We start from the raw sequence: 17945 nt of genomic DNA, 5'->3' as shown, positions 1-17945 counted from the left end.
ACGCAGGAGGTGCGTCATGACAACGAGCCCGCCCCGCACGACCGCCCTGCGGCGGTCCCGCACCAGCAGCGGGCAGGTGCGTGGTCGGGTGCGTGCCCGGGCCCTCGCCGCGGCTGCCATGCTCGTGCTCATGGTCGGATCGGTCGTGCTCTCCGCGCAGTCCGCGGCCGCCGCCACGACGCCGGGGCGCGCCCTCTGGGTGTGGTCGTGGACCGATGCCGGGTCGGTCGTGCAGCTCGCCCAGAACCGTGGGGTGAGCACCCTCTTCGTCGCCGTTCCCGTCGACCTCCCGACGAGCGCCGACCTGCCGAAGGTGCGTGACCTCGTGGCGCAGGCCCGCGCGGCAGGGCTACGGGTCGACGCCCTCGGAGGCGACCCCGGGTGGGTCGACAACCCGACGTGGGCGGTCGACCACTGGGTCAGGCCCACGGTCGCAGCAGGCCTGTTCACCGGGCTGCACGTCGACGTCGAGCCGTGGACGACCGCCGCCTGGACGACCCGACAGTCCGCCATGGTCTCGGCCTACCTGACGCTGCTCGACCGCATCGTCTCGGCGAGCACCGGCCGGAGCGTCGAGGCCGACATCCCCTTCTGGTTCAACCAGGTCAAGGCCGGGAAGAGGTCGACGCTCGACCGGGAGACGATGCGCCGGGTCTCGGCCGTGACGGTCATGGCCTACCGCAACACCGCGGCCGGCACCGACGGCACCCTCGCCCTCGCCGCGGCCGAGCTCGCGTCGGCGGCGTCCCTCGGCAAGCCGGTGCGCCTCGGGCAGGAGACCACCTACCTCGGGCCCGACCCCACCGAGGTCAAGCAGACCTTCTTCGGCCAGACCCTGAGCCGGATGAACGACCAGCTCGCCCAGGTCGACGCGGGCGCCTCGGCCTACGCGACGTACGCCGGCATCGCCGTCCACGACGCGACGGGGTATGCCGCGATGGCTCCCTGAGCGCCCCTCAGCCGTCGTGGCCACGGCGCGTCCCCGCGGTGACCACGGGCCGGACGCGACGGCATACGCCGGCGGTCGGCGTCGTTGTTCTGATGACGTCGCCCACCGGGCGGCCCGCGCACCAGGAGGCACCATGAAGGCCATCGTCATCGACCGGTTCGGCGGACCCGAGGAGCTGCACGAGGCGCAGCTGCCCGACCCGCAGCCCGGACCCGGGCAGGTCAGGGTCCGCGTCGAGGCCGTCGGGGTCAACCCCGTCGACGGCAAGGCACGCTCCGGGGCCATGGCCGCGCCCGACACGGTCTTCCCGCTCGTGCCCGGACTGGAGGCGGCCGGCGTCGTCGACGTGCTCGGTGACGGTGTCACCGACGTCACGGTCGGCGACCGCGTCGTCGGCTTCGCGGAAGGTGGGGCCTACGCCGAGCTCGCCGTGCTGAGCACGTATGCCGTGCTGCCCGACGCGCTCGACGCCACCGTCGCCGTGTCGCTGCCGGTCGCGGGAGAGACGTCCCGGCGCGTCCTGCGCCTGCTCGACGTGAAGCCCGGCGAGACGCTGCTCGTCCACGGGGCCAGCGGCGTGGTCGGCGAGGTCGCGACCCAGCTCGCCGTGGCCGGTGGAGCCACCGTGATCGGGACGGCCTCGGCCGCCAACCAGGAGCGGGTGGCGGCGCTCGGCGCTACGCCGACGACCTACGGTGCGCGCTGGCTCGAGCGGGTGCGCGAGCTCGCGCCCGGCGGGGTGGACGCCGTCCTCGACGCCAGTGGCGCCGGCGTGCTCGACGAGTCCGTCGAGCTGCTCGGCGGCAAGGACCGGCTCGTCACCATCGCCGACCCCGCGGCCTTCACGAAGGACATCACCTTCAGCGGCACGGCGCAGCGCTCGGCACAGGAGCTCGCCGAGCTCGTGGCCCAGCGGGCCTCGGGCGCCGTCACGACGACGGTCTCGAAGGTCCTGCCGCTCTCCGAGGCGGCGGCGGCCCAGGAGCTGAGCGACAGCGGCCGGGCCGGAGGCAAGCTCGTGCTCGTCCCCTGAGCCCGGGGCCGCAGCCTCGCCCTCAGTCCGACGGACCGAGGGCGAGGCTGCGGACGGGCAGCTCGAACCACCTGAGGTGGTCGAAGTCGACGTTGACGTGGGCCTCGTCGCACCGCTGCGGCGTCGCGGCGGCGAGGACGGCTCGCGCGTCCGCCAGGTGGTCGGCGAGCGCGTCCTCGCCGAGCCGTTCGTGCTGGGCCGGGTACGTCAGGTGGCCCTGCTCGAAGCCGACCTGGTGCAGCCGCAAGGGCGGTTCGACCGGACCGTCGTGATGTCTCCAGAGGCCGGTGGCCGGCTCGAAGACGTAGTCACCGAGCAGACGCCACCCGTCGCGCGCGACGAGGCGCACCGCCTCGATGACGTAGTCGGCGACGACGTCGGAGATGAAGTAGTTGAAGTTGACGCGCACCCAACCCGGTTTGATGCCCTCGCACCCCCGACCGATCTCGCGCTCGAACTCGTGCGAGCGCTCGAGGTCGATGCCGAGCAGGTGGTGGCCGTAGGGTCCGGCGCACGAGCAGCCGCCTCGGGCCTGGATGCCGAAGAGGTCGTTGAGCACCGCGACGACGAAGTTGTGGTGCAGGTAGCGCTCGCCCTGGGCGTGGACGACGAACGAGACGATCGAGAGCCGCTCGGCGTCGAGGTTGCCGAGGATCTCGATCGTCGGTTCCTCGCGCCACGCCGCGACGGCCCGCTGGAGGAAGTGGTCCTCGCGGGCCCGGATCGTCGGCGTGCCCACCGCCTGCTTGAGCTTGAAGACGAGGCCGGCGCGGATCGACTCGATGATGGCGGGGGTGCCGCCCTCCTCGCGGTGGGCGGGGTCGCCGAGGTACGCGTGGTCGTCGGGGTTGACGTAGGCGACGGTCCCGCCGCCGGGCACGTCCGGCACCCGGTTGGTCATGAGCTCGCGGCGCACGACGAGCACCCCGGGCGTGCTCGGTCCCCCGATGAACTTGTGCGGGCTGAGGAAGACGGCGTCCTTGTATGCCGCGGGGTCGGCGACCCCGGGTCCACCGCGGCCGTACATCTCGATGTCGACGTACGGGGCAGCGGCGGCGTAGTCCCAGAAGGCCAGGGCGCCGTGCGCGTGAAGCAGCGAGGAGATGGCGTCGGTGTCGGTGACGATGCCCGTGACGTTGCTCGCGGCCGAGAACGAGCCGATGAGGAGCGGACGGTCGGCGTGCTCGACGAGGCGCTCGCGGAGCACCTCGATGTCCACGTGCCCGTCGAGGTCCTGGGGGATGACGACGACGTCGGCGACGCACTCACGCCACATGACCTCGTTGGAGTGGTGTTCGTAGGGTCCGATGAAGACGACGGGTCGTTGGTCGGCGGGCACGAGATCGCTGGCGTGCCAACGGTCCTCGAAGTTCGACGGGATGCGCAGACCGAGGATGCCGACGAGCTTGTCGATGGCCCCGGTGCACCCGGAGCCGGCGAAGACGACGACGGTCTCGTCGTCACCGCCGACGGCGTCGCGGATCGTGCGGCGGGCGTCCTCGCGCAGCCGCGTCGTCTGCAGACCGGTGCCCGAGCTCTCGGTGTGGGTGTTGGCGTAGCGGGGGAGCACCTCGTCGCGGATGAAGTCCTCGACGAAGGTCAGGCCGCGACCCGATGCGGTGTAGTCGGCGTACGTGACGCGGCGCGGTCCGTAGGGGCCGTGCATCACCTGGTCGTCGCCGATGACGCTGCCGCGGATGGTGGCGAGGAGGTCGTCGTCACTCGTGGGTGCCATGCAACGCAGCATAGCGGCATGTGATGCTATCCCAAGAAATGATAACTGTTGATTATGACTGTCATGACGTCGGGCGATCGTTCACCGACCGGCGCGGGTCGGCCACGCAGATGACGGTGCCCGCGCCGCCGGCGGAGTCAGCGCTCGTGAAGGCGCCCTGGGCCCCGTGCGCGGAGCAGAGCCGGAGAGCCGAGGCCTGGTCGGTGGGAACGTTCGTCTCGATGAAGGTGACACGGCCCAGCGACGTCGGGTCGGCGCAGTCGACCTTGCTGAAGTCGTCGGCGCCCACCGCCGCGACGCACTCGCCGGTCCGGATGCCGTGGGTCCCGTCGTCAGCCGTCAGGGCACGGAAGAGGAGGAACGCCAGGATCGCGACGAGCGGGACGGCGAAGGGCCGAAGGCGGGCCAGACGACCGGGGGGAGCGGCCGCGGGCACGGGACTGTCGGTCATGGGTGAGCGGCTCCTGACGGGTCGGTGGCGGGTGCGCCGAGCGCATTGTCCACCGGTCCGGCACCCATCGGGTGCAATCACGCCCACTCACGAGCAGGGCGGCGTCGCATAGGGTCGAGCCGTGACAGCGATCTCCTACCCGCTCGCCGAGCGCACCCTGGCCAACGGCCTGCGCGTCATCGTCAGCGAGGACCACACGGTGCCCAACGTCGCGGTGAACCTCTGGGTCGGCGTCGGCTCCCGCCACGAGACCCCCGGTCGCACCGGGTTCGCCCACCTCTTCGAGCACCTGATGTTCCAGGGCAGCCGCAACGTCGCGTCGGGCGAGCACTTCTCGGCGCTCATGGACGAAGGCGCCCGGCTCAACGCGACGACGTGGTTCGACCGCACGAACTACTTCGAGACCGTGCCGACCGGTGCGCTCGAGCTCGCGCTGTGGCTCGAGGCGGACCGGCACGGACACCTGCTCGACGCCCTGACGCAGGAGAACCTCGACAACCAGCGCGACGTCGTCAAGGAGGAGAAGCGCCAGCGCTACGACAACGTCCCCTACGGGTCGGCGCTCATCGACATCTACGCGACCGTCTTCCCCGAGGGCCACCCCTACCACCATCCGACGATCGGCTCGATGGAGGACCTCGACGCCGCGACGCTCGAGGACGTCCACGCCTTCTTCCGCGCGCACTACGGGCCCAACAACACGGTCCTGACCCTCGTCGGAGACGTGACCCCCGAGGAGGGCTTCGCCGCCGCGGAGACGTACTTCGGCCCGCTGCCCGCGATCGAGCTGCGCGAGCGCGAGCGGCACCCCCAGCTGCCGCCGCTTCGCGAACCGGTGCACCTCGACCGGGTCGGTGACGTGCCGAACGACCGCCTCTACATCTCCTTCCGGCTCCCCGTCGACACGACGCCCGACTACCTCGCGTGCCAGGTCGCCGTCGACGTCCTCGGTGGCCTCGCCAGCTCCCGGCTCGTGCGTCGCCTCGTGCGCACCGACGAGACGGCCGTGGCCGTGGGTGGCTGGACCATGGGTCTCGTCGACGGGTCCGGGCTCGGCACGATCACCGTGGACGTCTCGGTGGGCGCGGACGTCGACGAGATCGAGGCCGCCGTGTGCGAGGAGATCCGGCGGTTCATCGAGGAGGGGCCGGATGCCGCCGAGCTCGAGTCGGTCATCGCCGACACCGAGCGCTCGTGGCTGAGCGCGCTCGCCAGCATCGAGGAGCGGGCCGACCACATCAGCCACCACGCGTTGCTCACGGGCGACCCGGCCTATGTCAACACCTTCGTCGACCGCATTCGCGCGGTGACCGCCGAGCAGGCGCGAGCCGCGGCGGCGGCCTGGCTCGACCCGGCGTCGCGGGCGGTCGTGCGCTACCTCGCCGACGAGACCGACGAGACCGACGAGACCGACGAGACCGGCGAGACCGGCGAGACCGGCGACGGTGCCGGTGCCGGTGCCGAGCAGCCGGCCCCCGCCGACGACCAGACCGACACGGACCGCCGCGAGGCGGAGGAGGCCTCATGACCACCGTCGCCCGCCCCGTCGTGGCACCCCCCGAACCGTGGGAGTTCCCCGAGGGTGCCACCTACGACCTGCCCAACGGCCTCCGGCTGGTCACCTACGACGTCCCCGGCCAGTACGTCGTGTCGGTCCGGCTCGGTCTGCCGGTGTCGCTGCGTGACGAGCCGCGCGACCGCGAGGGGGTGGCCTCGATCATGGCCCGAACCCTCGACGAGGGCACCGAGCAGCACACCGCCGAGGAGTTCGCCCGGCTGCTCGAGCGCAAGGGGGTCAGCTTCGGCGCCGGGATGGCCGACGCCGGCCTGTCGATCGACCTCGACGTCGTCAAGGGCAACCTCGAGCCGGCGCTCGACCTGCTGCGGCAGATCCTGACCGAGCCGGCCTTCCCCACGTCCGAGGTCGCCCGCCAGGTGCGCACCCGGATCGCCGAGATCGAGCAGGAGCGCTCGATCGCCGCGCACCGGGCGGGCCTCGAGTTCGTGCGGACCTTCTATGCGCCCGAGGACCGGTCGTCGCGCCCGACCGGTGGCACGCGCGAGACGGTCTCGTCGATCACCCGCGACGACGTCGCGGCCTTCCACGCCGAGCACGTCGTCGCCTCCGGCGTGACGGTCGTCGTCACCGGTGACCTCTCGGGACTCGACGTGCCGGTGCTCGTCGAGGCGGCGCTGGGCGGCTGGGCCAAGGGGCCGCGCCAGCGGGAGCGGCACCTGCAGCACGCCGCGGCCCTCGCGCCGGACCGCGGTCGCATCGTGTTCGTGTCCCGACCGGGGTCGGTGCAGACCGAGTTCGTCATCGGCGCCCCCGGCCCCGACCGGTCGGTCGAGGGCGGGTGGGCGCCCTACCCGGTGCTCGGCTTCGTCCTCGGCGGCTCGCCGAATGCGCGCATCGACGCCGTCCTGCGTGAGGAGAAGGGCTACACCTACGGCATCAGGTCGAGCTTCCGCCCGCGACGTCGCGGTGGTGTCTTCCTCACCTCCGGGTCGGTACGAGCAGACTCCACCGCCGAGTCGCTCCGCCTCCTCGTCGAGATCCTGGAGGGCGGCCGAAACGGGTTCAGCGACAAGGAGATCCGCTCGGGCGTCGACTTCATCTCCAAGACGGCCCCCGGCCGCTACGCCACCGCTGACGCCATCGCCGACGAGGCGGTCGGCATGGCGCTCGACGGTCGGACGACGGCCTTCACGACGGCCAACCTGCGCGACCTCGCAACGGTCGACCGCGCTCGGGTCGCCGCGGCCTTCGCGCACTTCGCCGAGGGCGCGGGCATCGGCGTGGACGCCCCGGGGGCGGGCTGGACCATCGTCATCGTCGGTGACGCCGCTGCGCACCTCGAGGCGGTCGAGGCGCTCGGACTCGGCGCCGTCACCGTGGTCACCGACCCCTGACCCTCGATCCGACGACCCCCGCGGTTCGAGGTGGTGTCGGCACCCTGGCGAAGTGCGGGATCACCTCGAACCACCGTCACGTCGAGCCGTGGGCACCTCGGTCCGGAGCGCTCGGCCCGAGCGAACGCTCCATGACGTAGTCGTCCTCGTGGACGCCGCCGACGAGGAAGCGCTTGGTGCCGACCCGCTCGAAACCGCTCTTGCCGTAGAAGCGCTGGGCGCGCTCGTTCTGCTGGTTGACCCCGAGCCACACGCCGACGGCACCCACGCCCCGCGCCCACTCGAGGGCGGCGGCCATGAGCAGCGACGCGGCTCCGGTGCCGTGGGCCTGCGGCAGCACGTAGATCTTCGACAGCTCGACGGTCGGCCGGAGCCGGATCGCGGCCCGGACGTCGTCGTCGGTCGGCTCGCCGACGACGAGCATCGCGTAGCCGAGCGCGAGCCCGGGACCCTCGGCCAGCAGGAGGTGGCGCGCCGGGTCGGCCAGGTAACCGGCGAAGCGCTCGGGGGAGAGGACCTCGGCGATGAAGGCCTCGACCCGGTCGAGGCTCATCGACGGCGGGCAGGCAAGTCCGAACGTCGCCGCTGCGACCCTCGCCAACGTCGCGATGTCGTCGGCTCCCGCGGGACGCACGGTCACGCCCGGGGTCGTCGGGCCGAGCGGGCGGGCCCCGGTGCGCGAGTCTCCGGGACGGCTGTTCATGCCGAGAGGCTCAGCAGCCCGGCGTGGCTCGCCCGTTCGTGGATGCTCGACGGTCTCACTCCGATGCCGTCCCGATGCGCGAGAGGACCTCGTCGTGCAGCAGCCCGTTCGTGGCCAGGGCGTTGCCGCTCCAGCAGCCGTCGCGGCCGTCGAGGCCGGTGAAGCGGCCGCCGGCCTCCTGCACGATGGCGACGAGAGCCGCCATGTCGTGCACGGCGAGCTCCGGCTCCGCGGCGATGTCCGCAGCCCCCTCGGCGACGAGCATGTAGGACCAGAAGTCACCGTAGGCGCGGGTGCGCCAGCAGTCGTCCATGAGGTCGAGGAAGTCGTCGCGGCGGCCACGGACGCGCCAGCCGGCCAGGGAGGAGTACGACAGCGACGCGTCGCCGAGCCGCCCCACCTGCGAGACGGAGATGCGCCTGGCCGACGACAGGGAACGACCGCTCCAGGCGCCCGAGCCCGTGGCGGCCCACCAGCGGCGCTGCAGCGCGGGTGCCGCGACGAGTCCGAGCACCGGCACGTTGTCGACGACGAGGCCGATGAGGGTGGCCCACACCGGCACGCCGCGGACGAAGTTCTTCGTGCCGTCGATGGGGTCGATGATCCAGCGACGCGGGCCGTGGCCCGTCGCCTCGAACTCCTCGCCCTCGACGGCGTCACGCGGCCGGGTGCGTTTGAGCTGGAGCCGGACGAGCTCCTCGGCGGCGCGGTCGGCGTCCGTGACGGGCGTGAGGTCGGGCTTGCTCTCGACGACGAGGTCGGCGGCGCGGAAGCGCGCCATGGTCACCCGCTCGACGGCATCCGCCAGGACGTGGGCCAGCCGGAGGTCGTCGTCGTAGGAGGTCACCGGGTCAACCTAGCGGCATCCGGCACGGGCGGGGGAGTCGACACCGGGGCCGTATGCCGCTGCGGCTCAGTGCTCCTCGGTCGTGCTCCTGCTGCCGAGCAGGCGACGGAGCGACTCGAGCCGTGACGCGCCCGCAGGGCCGGCGTGACCGTCGGCGACCCAGGCGTCGAGCGCACACTCCTCCTCGTCGTGCGTGCAGCCCCGGGGGCAGTTGTCCGTCCCCTCGGCCAGGTCGGGGAAGTGGTCGATGATGTGGTCGACGTCGATGTGGGCGAGTCCGAACGAGCGGATGCCGGGCGTGTCGATGACCCAGCCGTCGTCGGAGCCGTCGGCGGCGCGCAGGCGCAGCGCCACGGCGTTGGTCGAGGTGTGTCGGCCGCGACCGGTGGTGTCGTTGACGATGCCTGTCGCCCGCAGGGCCCCCGGCACGAGTCCGTTGACGAGAGTGCTCTTGCCCACCCCGGAGTGTCCGACGAGGACGGAGACCTTCCCGGAGAGCCGGGCCCGCAGGTCGTCGAGGCCCGAGAAGTCCCCGTCCTTCCACGACGTGACGACGTGCTGGACCTCGAGAGGGGTGTAGTTGGCGAGGAAGTCGGCGGGGTCGACGAGATCGGCCTTGGTCAGGGCCAGGAGCGGCTCGAGGTCGGCGTCGTAGGCCGCCACGAGGCACCGGTCGACCATCCGCGGTCGGGGCTCGGGGTCGGCCAGGGCGGTGACGATGACGAGCTGGTCGGCGTTGGCCACGATGATCCGCTCGTAGGGGTCGGTGTCGTCCGCGGTGCGACGCAGCACCGAACGGCGCTCCTCGATGCGTACGATCCGGGCGAGCGCGTCCGGCCCGCCCGCCAGGTCACCGACGAGGGCGACGTCGTCGCCCACGACGACTCGGGTGCGCCCGATGTCGCGGGCCTTCATCGCGGTGACGACGCGCTCGGGCTCCTTCTTGCCCAGGACCCCCTGGGGGATCAGGCACGTGTAGCGACCGCGGTCGACCCCGATGACCATGGCGACGACGGCGTCGGCGTGCGCCGGCCGCTCCTTGGTGCGAGGCCTGGACCCCTTGCGGCTCGGCCGGACCCGGATGTCGCCCTCGTCGAGGTCCCTCCAGCTCATCGCGCGAGCACGACGCTGCCGGAGGGGTCGAGCATGCCCTGCCACAGGCCGACGAAGTCGGGAAGGGTCTTGCGCGTCGTGTCGATGTCCTCGACGTGGACGCCAGGCACCCGCAAGCCGATGATCGCGCCGGCAGTGGCCATGCGGTGGTCGTGATAGGTGCGGAAACGCCCGCCGCGCAAGGGTGCCGGCGAGATCCGGAGGCCGTCCGCAGTCTCGACGACGTGCGCGCCGACACCACCGAGCTCGGCGGTCAGGGCGGCGAGGCGATCTGTCTCGTGGCCCCGGATGTGGGCGACACCCCGGATCCAGCTCGGGGTCGAGGCGAGGGCGGCGAGCGCGGCGACCGTCGGGGTCAGCTCGGCGGCGTCGTGCAGGTCGATGTCGATGCCGACGAGCTCGCCGCTGCCGGTGACCGTGAGTCCCGACCGGTCGAGCCGCACGTCTGCCCCCATGGTGTCGAGGATCTCGCGCAGGAGGTCGCCGGCCTGTGTCGTGTGCTGCGGCCAGCCTGGGACGCGCACGGTCCCGCCGGCCACGAGCGCTGCCGCGACGAAGGGTCCGGCGTTGCTGAGGTCCGGCTCGACCGACACGTCGAGCGCGTTGATCTCCGAGGGCTCGACGCGCCACGTGTTCGGCTCGCTGTCGTCGACGATGGCGCCGGCGTCGCGCAGCGTCTCGACGGTCATGAGGATGTGCGGCTCGCTCGGCACGGGCTTGCCGTCGTGGTGGACCGTGACACCGTCGTCGTACCGGGCCCCGGCCAGCAGCAGGGCCGAGATGAACTGCGACGACGCCGACGCGTCCATCGTCACGGCGCCGCCGGGCACGTGGCCGCGCCCGTCGACCGTCACCGGCAGGTGTCCCTCGTCGTCGTCGACGTGCACGCCGAGGGTGCGGAGCGCGTCGATCACCGGACCCATCGGCCGCACCCGGGCCTGCGGGTCGCCGTCGAGACGGACCGGCCCGTCGGCGAGGGCGGCGACTGCCGGGAGGAAGCGCATTACGGTGCCGGCCAGCCCGCAGTCGATGCCGACTCCACCGGTGAGCCGCTCGGGTGGCGTGATGACCCAGTCGGGGACGGTCTCGCCGCCCACCGCCTCACCTTCCGGCACGACGTCGTCGATGCCCACGCCCAGCGACCGCAGGGCGTCCGCCATGAGGAGGGTGTCGCGGGACCGGAGGGGCGCCCGCAGACGGGACCGCTCGGTCGCGAGGGCCGCGAGGACGAGGTAGCGGTTGGTCAGCGACTTGCTGCCGGGCAGGACCACCGTCGCGTCGAGCAGGCCCGGGGCGACCGGCGCGGCCCAGTCGGGCTGCGCCGAGGTGTGGGCGGCGCCGTCGGTGTCGGTCGTCACGGACGTGGGGTGGGGCGATGGATCGGCGGGACTCAACTCAGCTCACGACGTCCTGTGCTCGATGGGCCAGCAGGCGGGCCTCGCGCCGGGCGGTCCGCTGGGCGTGGCGGGCCTCGCGACGCGTCGTCTTCGTGGCGTGCTGGGCGCGCCAGGCGAGGCCGGGTCGGCCCTCGGTGTCGACGGCGGCGAGGAGCAGGCCGCCGAGCAGGCCCACGTTCTTGAGGAAGAGGCTGCGGCTCTGCGACTTGCGCGTCGGGTCGGTCTCCTCCCAGAAGGCGTGCTCGATCGCGGTCGTCGGGACGACCGAGGCGGCGAGCACGGTCGAGGCGAGGCGCGGCATACGACCGGTGGCGAGCAGGAGGCCCCCACCGAGGAGGGCGGCGCCGTTGACCCGGACGAAGAGGTCGGGGTCCTTCGCGGCGACGTCGGCTCCGGGGACCTGGCCCGGCACCTTCTGGAGCAGGTGTGCAGCCTGTGGGGTGCGTGCGGCGGGGTTGCGCAGGGCCTCGACGCCGGCGGCGACGAAGACGGACGCGAGGAGCGGACGGGCGAGACGGCGGACGATCATACGATTTCCTCCTCTGGCCGCAGTGCGTGCGAACGCGCCGTGGCCATCGTGGACGTGTGGACACCTACGGTATCGACATACCCCGAGGAGCCGGGGGCACGCCCACGTCGGGACGCCGGGCGGCCGCCCCGGCATACGCTGTGGCGCATGTGCGGGAGGTATGCCGCGAGCGCGCGGCCCGACGAGCTCATCGAGGCCTTCGACGTCGACGAGGACCACACCGGCGAGCCGGCGCGCAGCGTGCTCAAGAACCCGCAGAGCCCACCGGCGGGTGAGCCGGACTGGAACATGGCTCCCTCGAAGCAGGCGCCGGTCGTGCTGACGCGTCGTCCGCGGGGAGACGACGCGGCAGACCCCGCGGACGGGCCGGTGCCGGCCACGCGCCAGCTCCGGCTCCTGACCTGGGGCCTGGTGCCGTCGTGGTCCAAGGACGTCAAGATGGGCCTGCGGATGACGAACGCGCGGGCCGAGTCGGTCCTGGGCAAGGGCGCCTTCGCCAAGGCCGCGCTCTCGCGGCGCTGCATCGTCCCGGCGGAGGGCTGGTACGAGTGGCAGGTCTCGCCGACCGCCGTCGACGCCAAGGGCAAGCCGCGCAAGCAGCCGTTCTTCATCCACCGCGCCGACGGCGCCCCCGTCGCCTTCGCCGGCCTCTACGAGTTCTGGCGCGACCGCGAGCTGCCCGACGGCGACCCGGCGGCCTGGCTCACGACGTTCACCATCATCACGACCGCGGCCGACCCCGGCATGGACCGCATCCACGACCGACAGCCGCTCGTGCTCGAGCCCGAGCAGTGGGAGCAGTGGCTCGACCCCGACGAGAAGGACCCGGGATACGTGCAGGGGGTGCTCGACTTCGCCGACCCCGGCCGCTTCGAGGCCCACCCCGTCAGCCGGGCCGTCGGGGCCACGGGCAACAACGGGCCCGCGCTCGTCGAGCCCGTCCCGGAGTCCGAGCTCGAGGGCGTCGTCGACCCGATGACCGGCGAGGTGATCGGCGCGTGACGGCACTGACCCGCACGACCGTGCGCGAGATCGAGACCCCCGGCGGTCCCGGTCGCGCCCACATCCACCGACCGCCGCGCCCCTGCGGCACCGTCGCGCTCGGTCACGGCGCGGGGGGAGGGCTCGGCGCGATCGATCTCGCCATCGCCCGGGAGGTCCTCGTCGCGGCAGGCTGGGCGGTCGTCATCGTCGAGCAGCCGTGGCTCGTGGCCGGCCGTCGGGTGGCCGGCCGCCCGCCGACCCTCGACCTCGCCTGGGTGCCGATGGTCGAGGCGCTCCTGACCGGCCGCGGACACCTGCCCAGACCGCTCGTCGTCGGCGGCCGCAGCGCGGGGGCGCGCGTCGCCTGCCGCACGGCGGGGGCACTCGAGGCGGACGCGGCCCTGCTGCTGAGCTTCCCCCTCCACCCGCCTGGACGGCCCGACCGGTCGCGTGCCGACGAGCTCGCCCTCGCCCCCGACCCCTCGTGGGTCATCCAGGGGTCGGGGGATGCGTTCGGCACCCCGGACGAGGTGCGCCCCCACCTGCCGCGAGGCACCACGCTCCTCGAGGTGCCCGGCGCCCACAGCTTCCCCGGCAGCTCACGCGCGGCGCTCACCGAGGCGGTGACCTCGGTCGCGGGAATGCTGCCCGGCTAGGCGTCGTTGCACCGGGCATGGTCACCTGCCCCACCCGTGAGCCCGAGAGCGTCAGGACCGTGCCGGTCGAGCGCGGTCTGCTGCCGCAGCCCACCGGTCTAGGCTGGGAGGCGATGGCAAAGGACAAGAAGACCGATCCGAGCGCCGCCGTGCGGCTCGCGGACCCCAGCACCGAGGCCGCCACGACGGCCGCTACGGCCACGACCTCCTCCGCGACCTCCCCGGCGACCTCCCCGGCGACCTCGACGCCGGTCCCGGCCCCGGGTGCCGACCCCGAGGACGTCGCGCGGGCCGACGCGAGCGTCGACGTCTCGAGCGAGACCGAGCCGCAGCGCCGGGCGCGCTTCGAGCGTGAGGCGATGCCGCTGCTGGACCAGCTCTACAGCGCCGCCCTGCGCACGACGCGCAACCCGAGCGACGCCGAGGACCTCGTCCAGGAGACGTTCGCGAAGGCGTACGCCGCCTTCCACCAGTACAAGCCGGGCACCAACCTCAAGGCGTGGATGTACCGCATCCTCACCAACACCTACATCAACAGCTACCGCAAGAAGCAGCGCCAGCCGCTGGAGTCCGACGCGGCCCAGATCGAGGACTACCAGCTCGCGCGTGCCGAGTCGCACACGTCGGTGGGGCTGCGCTCGGCCGAGGCCGAGGCGCTCGACCACCTGCCCGACAGCGACGTGAAGCGGGCGCTGCAGGCGATCCCCGAGGAGTTCCGCCTCGCGGTCTACTTCGCCGACGTCGAGGGTTACTCCTACAAGGAGATCGCCGAGATCATGGACACGCCCATCGGCACCGTCATGAGTCGTCTGCACCGCGGTCGACGCCAGCTGCGCGAGCTGCTGTCGGAGTATGCCGCCGACCGGGGCTTCGCGGCCGCCGGCACGGCCAAGGGCGCCAAGGACGCGAGCACCGAAGGAGGTCGGTCATGAGCGACCAGACGACTGCCGGAGCACCGGGCGGGGAGACGTCTCGCACGGACTGCTCCGAGGCCCTGCTGCGGGTGTACGAGTACCTCGACGGCGAGCTGGGACCCGACGAGTGCGCGAAGATCCAGGCGCACCTCGACGAGTGCGGGCCGTGCCTCAAGGAGTACGACCTCGACACGACCCTCAAGTCGCTCATCAAGCGGTCGTGCGAGTGCGAGCAGGCGCCCGAGGCGCTGCGCATGACGATCATGTCGCGCATCTCGATGACGATGATCCAGGTCGACCGGGGCTGACCGCACTCCCGACGCCACTCCCGACGCCACTCCCGACGACGACGATCCAGGTCGTCGGCCCCCGGACACGACGAAGGCCCGCCCCGAGACGATCGGGTGCGGGCCTTTGACGTCTGCGGCTCAGGCGTTGGGCTTGCGGCCGTGGTTGGCGGCGTTGCCCTTGCGGGAGCGGCGCTTGCGGGCGCGCTTGCTCATCGTCGGCTCTCCTTGGAACTGCTGGGTGCTTCGGCCCGTGCGGGCACGATGCACCGATTCTTCCACATCGGCACCCAGCCGGCCCAATCGGCTGCGGGGTTGCCCCTCGAACCTTAAAATCTTGGTATAGATCCGCCCGTTTCGGTCGGGTCTTGTTCCGTGCGCCTTCCTATCGTGGGCATCATGAGCGCTGAGGGAAACCTCAGTTGTTCTGTGCTGCCGCGAGCACCGCCCCTCCATGGCGCACGCATCCGGAACATCAACGCAATGAAGGAGCCCCCACCATGTTCGCTGCCCTGCTCTCCGCTCTCGCTGCCAACTCCTCTGACTTCACCACCCGTGCTCTGGCCTACTTCGCCAACACGTGGACGTGGGGCAGCTGAGACACGTCCTACCAAGACACCGTTCGGTCCTGCGGCCTCCATGGTTGCAGGACCGAACCGTCTTCGGGCATGAATAGGACGTGACCAGCCGAACCGAGATCCCGTCGCCGTCGCGGGCGGGTCCGTACTACATCGCAGGCCTAGCGGTCGCGTCGATGGCGCTCGGCCTGCTGGCCTGGCGCTACGGGCGCCACCCGGACCTGGCCCCCCTGCTGCTGCTGTCGGCGATGGGGATCCTCAGCTTCAACTTGCGCGAGCCCACGGTCACGTCGCGGATCGGCTTCTCGTTCCTGTCGATCATCCTGCTCGCCTCGGCCGCGATCCTGGGTCCGTTTGGTGCGTGGTGTGTCGGAGTGCTCTCGCAGGCCATCGAGCGCGACCCCAAGGTCATGTGGTTCCAGCGGGTCTTCAACATCGCGATGACCGGCATCATCGGACTCGTCGGTGCAGGCGTCTACCTCGCCATCGGTGGAGCCCAGGATCTCGACCAGGTCTCCGGATTCGGGCAGCTCGCGCTGCGGGTCGGGCTACCCCTCATCGTCGCCGACGTGATCCAGTGCCTGACCAACGCGGTCCTGCTCTCCGGCGCCATCACCCTGTTCCAAGGGGTCCCCTTCTGGGTCTTCGTTCGCCGAGTGCTCGTGAGCTCGGGCGTCGCCTACGTCGGCTACGGCGTCATCGGCTTCCTCTTCGTCGTGCTGTGGTACCCCGTCGACCTCGGTGCCTTCAGCGCCCTGCTGATCATGGCGCCGTTGCTCGCCGCCCGATGGGCCTTCGTCCAGTTCGGTGAGGAGTTGCGCTCCCACGAACGCGTCGTCGAGACGCTGGTGACGGCGCTCGGCACCAAGGAGCCGTCTGCGGTGGACCGGAGCCGGCGCGAGGCTCGCCTCGCCGAGTGGATCGCCGAGGAGCTCGGGCTAGGACCGCACCAGATCGAGACGGTGCGCTACGCCGCGACTCTTCACGAGATCGGTCACCTCGGGGTACCGACGCGGCTGCTGCGGCGCGCCCCCGAGGCGGTCAGCGTGGCCGAGCGGCGCGTCATCGACCGGCACTCCGTCATGGGAGCACGGATGATCGAGGGCATCGACTTCCTCGAGGACGCGCGGTCCGGCATCCGCCACCAGCACGAGCGCTTCGACGGTGACGGGCGTCCCGACGGTCTGGTCGGGACGGAGATCCCCATCGCGGCCCGGATCGTCGCCGTCGCAGGGGCGGTGGAAGATGTGACGGGCATGGCAGGCACGCTGCTGCCCGACATCGACACCGCCGACGTGGCGCGCACGCTCCAGTCCGACCCGGGCCGATTCGACCCGACCGTCGTCACCGCGGTTCTCGCAGCCCTGGAGAAGCACGGTCGCCCGCAGGCCGCGTCGACAGTGGTGGACCGGTGATCGGCGCGGCCCGACGGCCTTTCGCCCTGGTGCTCGGGCTCTCAGGCCTGCTCATCTCCGTCGTCGTCACCTTCGTGACCGGTGACGTCCCCACCGGCGGTGCCCGGGACGGGCTGTGGCTCTCCGCCGCCTTCGCCGTGGCCATCGTGCTGGGCGAGTGGCTTCTGCTTTCGGCGCCGGGGTTCCGTGGCTCGGCACCCATAGCGATGGCCAGCGCCTTCGCCTTCGCGCTGACGACCGAGATCTCGCCCGGGCGCTTCGTGACCTACGGTGCCGCATTCGTCGTGGCCGTCACTGCCTTCGCGATGACGGTGGGCACTGCCACGCGCGTGCTGGCCGGCCGCGCGTCGAACATCGTCGAGACGACCGGGCGCCTCGTGGCGATCGCCGTCGTGACCATCCTCTACCGGGTGGCCCACCTCGGTCAGTCGCCCGGGGCGCCGGCCCCGCCCGACGGCCTCGTGCCGTGGCAACGCGCGGTCGTGATGCTGGGCATCACGATGCTCGCCCTCGTGGCCGACACCCTGTTCACCTCGGTCTTGCGCGTGCTGTCGGCCGCCGCCAACCTGCGACGCACCTTCGTCGAGGAGGTCCGGTCGTCGTTCGCCATGTCCATGGCCGTCGCGGTCACCGGCGTGCTCATCGCGCTGGCCGCGCCGGCGATGGGCATCGCGGCGCTCCCGCTCTTCCTCATGCCGCTCGTGCTCACCCTCTTCGCCTTCCGCCGGTACGTCAGCATCCGCGCCACGTACCTCCAGAGCATCAGGACCCTGTCGCGACTGACCGACGTGGCGGGTTACACGCCGTCCGGACACTCCGAGCGGGTGGCCGCCCTGTCGGTCCGCGTCGGCAGGGAGCTGGGACTCTCGGAGCGCGAGCTGCTCGATCTCGAGTACGCCGCGCTGCTGCACGACATCGGGCAGGTGGCGCTGGTCGAGCCGATCCCCGGCGGGGCCACGGTCCTGGCCGCGCCGGCGGACCAGCGCCGCATCGAGGCCGACTCGGTGGCCATCGTCCGCGAGACCGGCGTCTTCGAGGGCGTGGCCCGGATCCTCGAGCACCAGACGACGCCCTACCGCCAGGTGCGAGAGCTCGGGGAGGAGATCCCGCTGACGAGCCGCATCGTCAAGGTCGTCAACGCCTACGAGGACCTCACCGCTGGAGCGCGGAGCGCGCGGGCACGAGAGGCAGCCGTCGAGCGGATCTACCTGGGGCTCGGCTACGAGTACGACCCGCGCGTCGTCGACGCCCTGCTCACCTCGATCGGCCCGGGCGCGGACCAGGACTGAGAGAGGCGTCACAAGGGCTCCGAGGCCCTTGGGTGCGCGCCGCAGGCGTGCCATGATGGCGACTTCGGGCAACCCCCGTCGCGAGAACGAGCTTGCAGGCCAGACCCCCGGCACTGTCACACCGGTGAGGGCGTCTGCCCTCGCCCTCTCCA

18 protein-coding genes are annotated in these 17945 nt (G+C 72.1%); 10 read left to right on the top strand and 8 right to left on the bottom strand.

The window, feature by feature from the left end; all coding sequences use genetic code 11:
- Window positions 1-16 precede the first annotated feature (16 nt).
- Window positions 17-949, top strand: coding sequence for a hypothetical protein (locus TAE01_RS10860; protein ID WP_147066289.1), 933 nt, complete (start codon window positions 17-19; stop codon window positions 947-949).
- A 133-nt stretch (window positions 950-1082) separates the two neighbouring features.
- On the top strand, window positions 1083-1982 hold the full coding sequence (locus TAE01_RS10855) for an NADP-dependent oxidoreductase (RefSeq protein ID WP_147066287.1): 900 nt from the start codon (window positions 1083-1085) through the stop codon (window positions 1980-1982).
- 22 nt (window positions 1983-2004) lie between these two features.
- Here the strand turns inward: TAE01_RS10855 and TAE01_RS10850 are convergent, their stop codons facing one another.
- Window positions 2005-3717, bottom strand: coding sequence for an aminotransferase class V-fold PLP-dependent enzyme (locus TAE01_RS10850; protein WP_147066285.1), 1713 nt, complete (start codon window positions 3715-3717; stop codon window positions 2005-2007).
- A 61-nt stretch (window positions 3718-3778) separates the two neighbouring features.
- Window positions 3779-4168, bottom strand: a complete 390-nt coding sequence (locus tag TAE01_RS10845) for a hypothetical protein (RefSeq protein WP_147066283.1) — start codon at window positions 4166-4168, stop codon at window positions 3779-3781.
- 121 nt (window positions 4169-4289) lie between these two features.
- Between TAE01_RS10845 and TAE01_RS10840 the strand changes: the two genes are divergently transcribed.
- A complete protein-coding gene (locus tag TAE01_RS10840; protein WP_246111274.1) occupies window positions 4290-5696 on the top strand; it encodes a M16 family metallopeptidase in 1407 nt (468 codons plus the stop codon).
- A complete protein-coding gene (locus TAE01_RS10835) occupies window positions 5693-7081 on the top strand; it encodes a M16 family metallopeptidase (RefSeq protein ID WP_147066281.1) in 1389 nt (462 codons plus the stop codon). The genes TAE01_RS10840 and TAE01_RS10835 overlap by 4 nt, the downstream gene beginning before the upstream one ends.
- 76 nt (window positions 7082-7157) lie before the next feature.
- Here the strand turns inward: TAE01_RS10835 and TAE01_RS10830 are convergent, their stop codons facing one another.
- From TAE01_RS10830 to TAE01_RS10810, 5 genes are all read right to left on the bottom strand, one after another.
- Window positions 7158-7784 carry a GNAT family N-acetyltransferase gene (locus TAE01_RS10830; RefSeq protein ID WP_147066279.1) on the bottom strand — a complete coding sequence of 209 codons (627 nt, stop codon included), beginning with the start codon at window positions 7782-7784 and terminating at the stop codon, window positions 7158-7160.
- A gap of 55 nt (window positions 7785-7839) precedes the next feature.
- Entirely contained in the window at window positions 7840-8631 is a 792-nt protein-coding gene (hisN, locus tag TAE01_RS10825) for a histidinol-phosphatase (RefSeq protein ID WP_147066277.1), read from the bottom strand.
- A 66-nt stretch (window positions 8632-8697) separates the two neighbouring features.
- Entirely contained in the window at window positions 8698-9744 is a 1047-nt protein-coding gene (gene rsgA, locus TAE01_RS10820) for a ribosome small subunit-dependent GTPase A (RefSeq protein ID WP_147066275.1), read from the bottom strand.
- Window positions 9741-11102 (bottom strand): 3-phosphoshikimate 1-carboxyvinyltransferase, encoded by a 1362-nt coding sequence (gene aroA, locus TAE01_RS10815; RefSeq protein WP_147066273.1) that lies wholly within the window; start codon window positions 11100-11102, stop codon window positions 9741-9743. The genes rsgA and aroA overlap by 4 nt, the downstream gene beginning before the upstream one ends.
- Window positions 11103-11139: 37 nt before the next feature.
- On the bottom strand, window positions 11140-11670 hold the full coding sequence (locus TAE01_RS10810; protein ID WP_147066271.1) for a DoxX family membrane protein: 531 nt from the start codon (window positions 11668-11670) through the stop codon (window positions 11140-11142).
- Between the two features lie 147 nt (window positions 11671-11817).
- Between TAE01_RS10810 and TAE01_RS10805 the strand changes: the two genes are divergently transcribed.
- The 4 genes from TAE01_RS10805 (at window position 11818) to rsrA (ending at window position 14532) form a co-directional block, all read left to right on the top strand.
- The gene (locus TAE01_RS10805; RefSeq protein ID WP_147066269.1) at window positions 11818-12672 is read left to right on the top strand and encodes an SOS response-associated peptidase; all 855 of its coding nucleotides are present in this window, start codon (window positions 11818-11820) and stop codon (window positions 12670-12672) included.
- Window positions 12669-13310 carry an alpha/beta hydrolase family protein gene (locus TAE01_RS10800; protein WP_147066267.1) on the top strand — a complete coding sequence of 214 codons (642 nt, stop codon included), beginning with the start codon at window positions 12669-12671 and terminating at the stop codon, window positions 13308-13310. Before TAE01_RS10805 ends, TAE01_RS10800 begins: the two co-directional genes overlap by 4 nt.
- A gap of 113 nt (window positions 13311-13423) precedes the next feature.
- The gene (locus tag TAE01_RS10795) at window positions 13424-14242 is read left to right on the top strand and encodes a sigma-70 family RNA polymerase sigma factor (RefSeq protein ID WP_246111273.1); all 819 of its coding nucleotides are present in this window, start codon (window positions 13424-13426) and stop codon (window positions 14240-14242) included.
- Complete coding sequence (gene rsrA, locus TAE01_RS10790; protein ID WP_147066263.1) at window positions 14239-14532, top strand: mycothiol system anti-sigma-R factor; 294 nt, start codon at window positions 14239-14241, stop codon at window positions 14530-14532. The genes TAE01_RS10795 and rsrA overlap by 4 nt, the downstream gene beginning before the upstream one ends.
- 120 nt (window positions 14533-14652) lie before the next feature.
- Here the strand turns inward: rsrA and TAE01_RS21195 are convergent, their stop codons facing one another.
- Window positions 14653-14727: a 50S ribosomal protein bL37 gene (locus tag TAE01_RS21195; protein WP_369791897.1), complete on the bottom strand. Its 75-nt coding sequence runs from the start codon at window positions 14725-14727 to the stop codon at window positions 14653-14655.
- A gap of 463 nt (window positions 14728-15190) precedes the next feature.
- Here TAE01_RS21195 and TAE01_RS10785 point away from each other — a divergent pair, with 463 nt between their 5' ends.
- Complete coding sequence (locus tag TAE01_RS10785) at window positions 15191-16504, top strand: HD-GYP domain-containing protein (RefSeq protein ID WP_246111272.1); 1314 nt, start codon at window positions 15191-15193, stop codon at window positions 16502-16504.
- A 29-nt stretch (window positions 16505-16533) separates the two neighbouring features.
- Window positions 16534-17793 (top strand): HD-GYP domain-containing protein, encoded by a 1260-nt coding sequence (locus tag TAE01_RS10780; RefSeq protein ID WP_246111271.1) that lies wholly within the window; start codon window positions 16534-16536, stop codon window positions 17791-17793.
- The last annotated feature ends 152 nt before the right edge of the window (window positions 17794-17945 follow it).

Origin of the sequence: Terrabacter aerolatus (genome assembly GCF_007991735.1) — a bacterium.
Taxonomy (GTDB): Bacteria; Actinomycetota; Actinomycetes; order Actinomycetales; family Dermatophilaceae; genus Terrabacter; species Terrabacter aerolatus.
This window is presented reverse-complemented; position numbering and strand designations above follow the sequence as displayed.

What these genes read in the sequence shown, in the direction of transcription:
- TAE01_RS10855 (WP_147066287.1), top strand. Translation starts at nt 1,083, where the DNA reads ATGAAGGCCATCGTCATCGACCGGTTCGGCGGACCCGAGGAGCTGCAC.
- rsrA (WP_147066263.1), top strand. Translation starts at nt 14,239, where the DNA reads ATGAGCGACCAGACGACTGCCGGAGCACCGGGCGGGGAGACGTCTCGC.
- TAE01_RS10795 (WP_246111273.1), top strand. Translation starts at nt 13,424, where the DNA reads ATGGCAAAGGACAAGAAGACCGATCCGAGCGCCGCCGTGCGGCTCGCG.
- TAE01_RS10810 (WP_147066271.1), bottom strand. Translation starts at nt 11,670, where the DNA reads ATGATCGTCCGCCGTCTCGCCCGTCCGCTCCTCGCGTCCGTCTTCGTC.
- TAE01_RS10845 (WP_147066283.1), bottom strand. Translation starts at nt 4,168, where the DNA reads ATGACCGACAGTCCCGTGCCCGCGGCCGCTCCCCCCGGTCGTCTGGCC.
- rsgA (WP_147066275.1), bottom strand. Translation starts at nt 9,744, where the DNA reads ATGAGCTGGAGGGACCTCGACGAGGGCGACATCCGGGTCCGGCCGAGC.
- TAE01_RS10805 (WP_147066269.1), top strand. Translation starts at nt 11,818, where the DNA reads ATGTGCGGGAGGTATGCCGCGAGCGCGCGGCCCGACGAGCTCATCGAG.
- TAE01_RS10860 (WP_147066289.1), top strand. Translation starts at nt 17, where the DNA reads ATGACAACGAGCCCGCCCCGCACGACCGCCCTGCGGCGGTCCCGCACC.
- TAE01_RS10850 (WP_147066285.1), bottom strand. Translation starts at nt 3,717, where the DNA reads ATGGCACCCACGAGTGACGACGACCTCCTCGCCACCATCCGCGGCAGC.
- TAE01_RS10835 (WP_147066281.1), top strand. Translation starts at nt 5,693, where the DNA reads ATGACCACCGTCGCCCGCCCCGTCGTGGCACCCCCCGAACCGTGGGAG.
- TAE01_RS10830 (WP_147066279.1), bottom strand. Translation starts at nt 7,784, where the DNA reads ATGAACAGCCGTCCCGGAGACTCGCGCACCGGGGCCCGCCCGCTCGGC.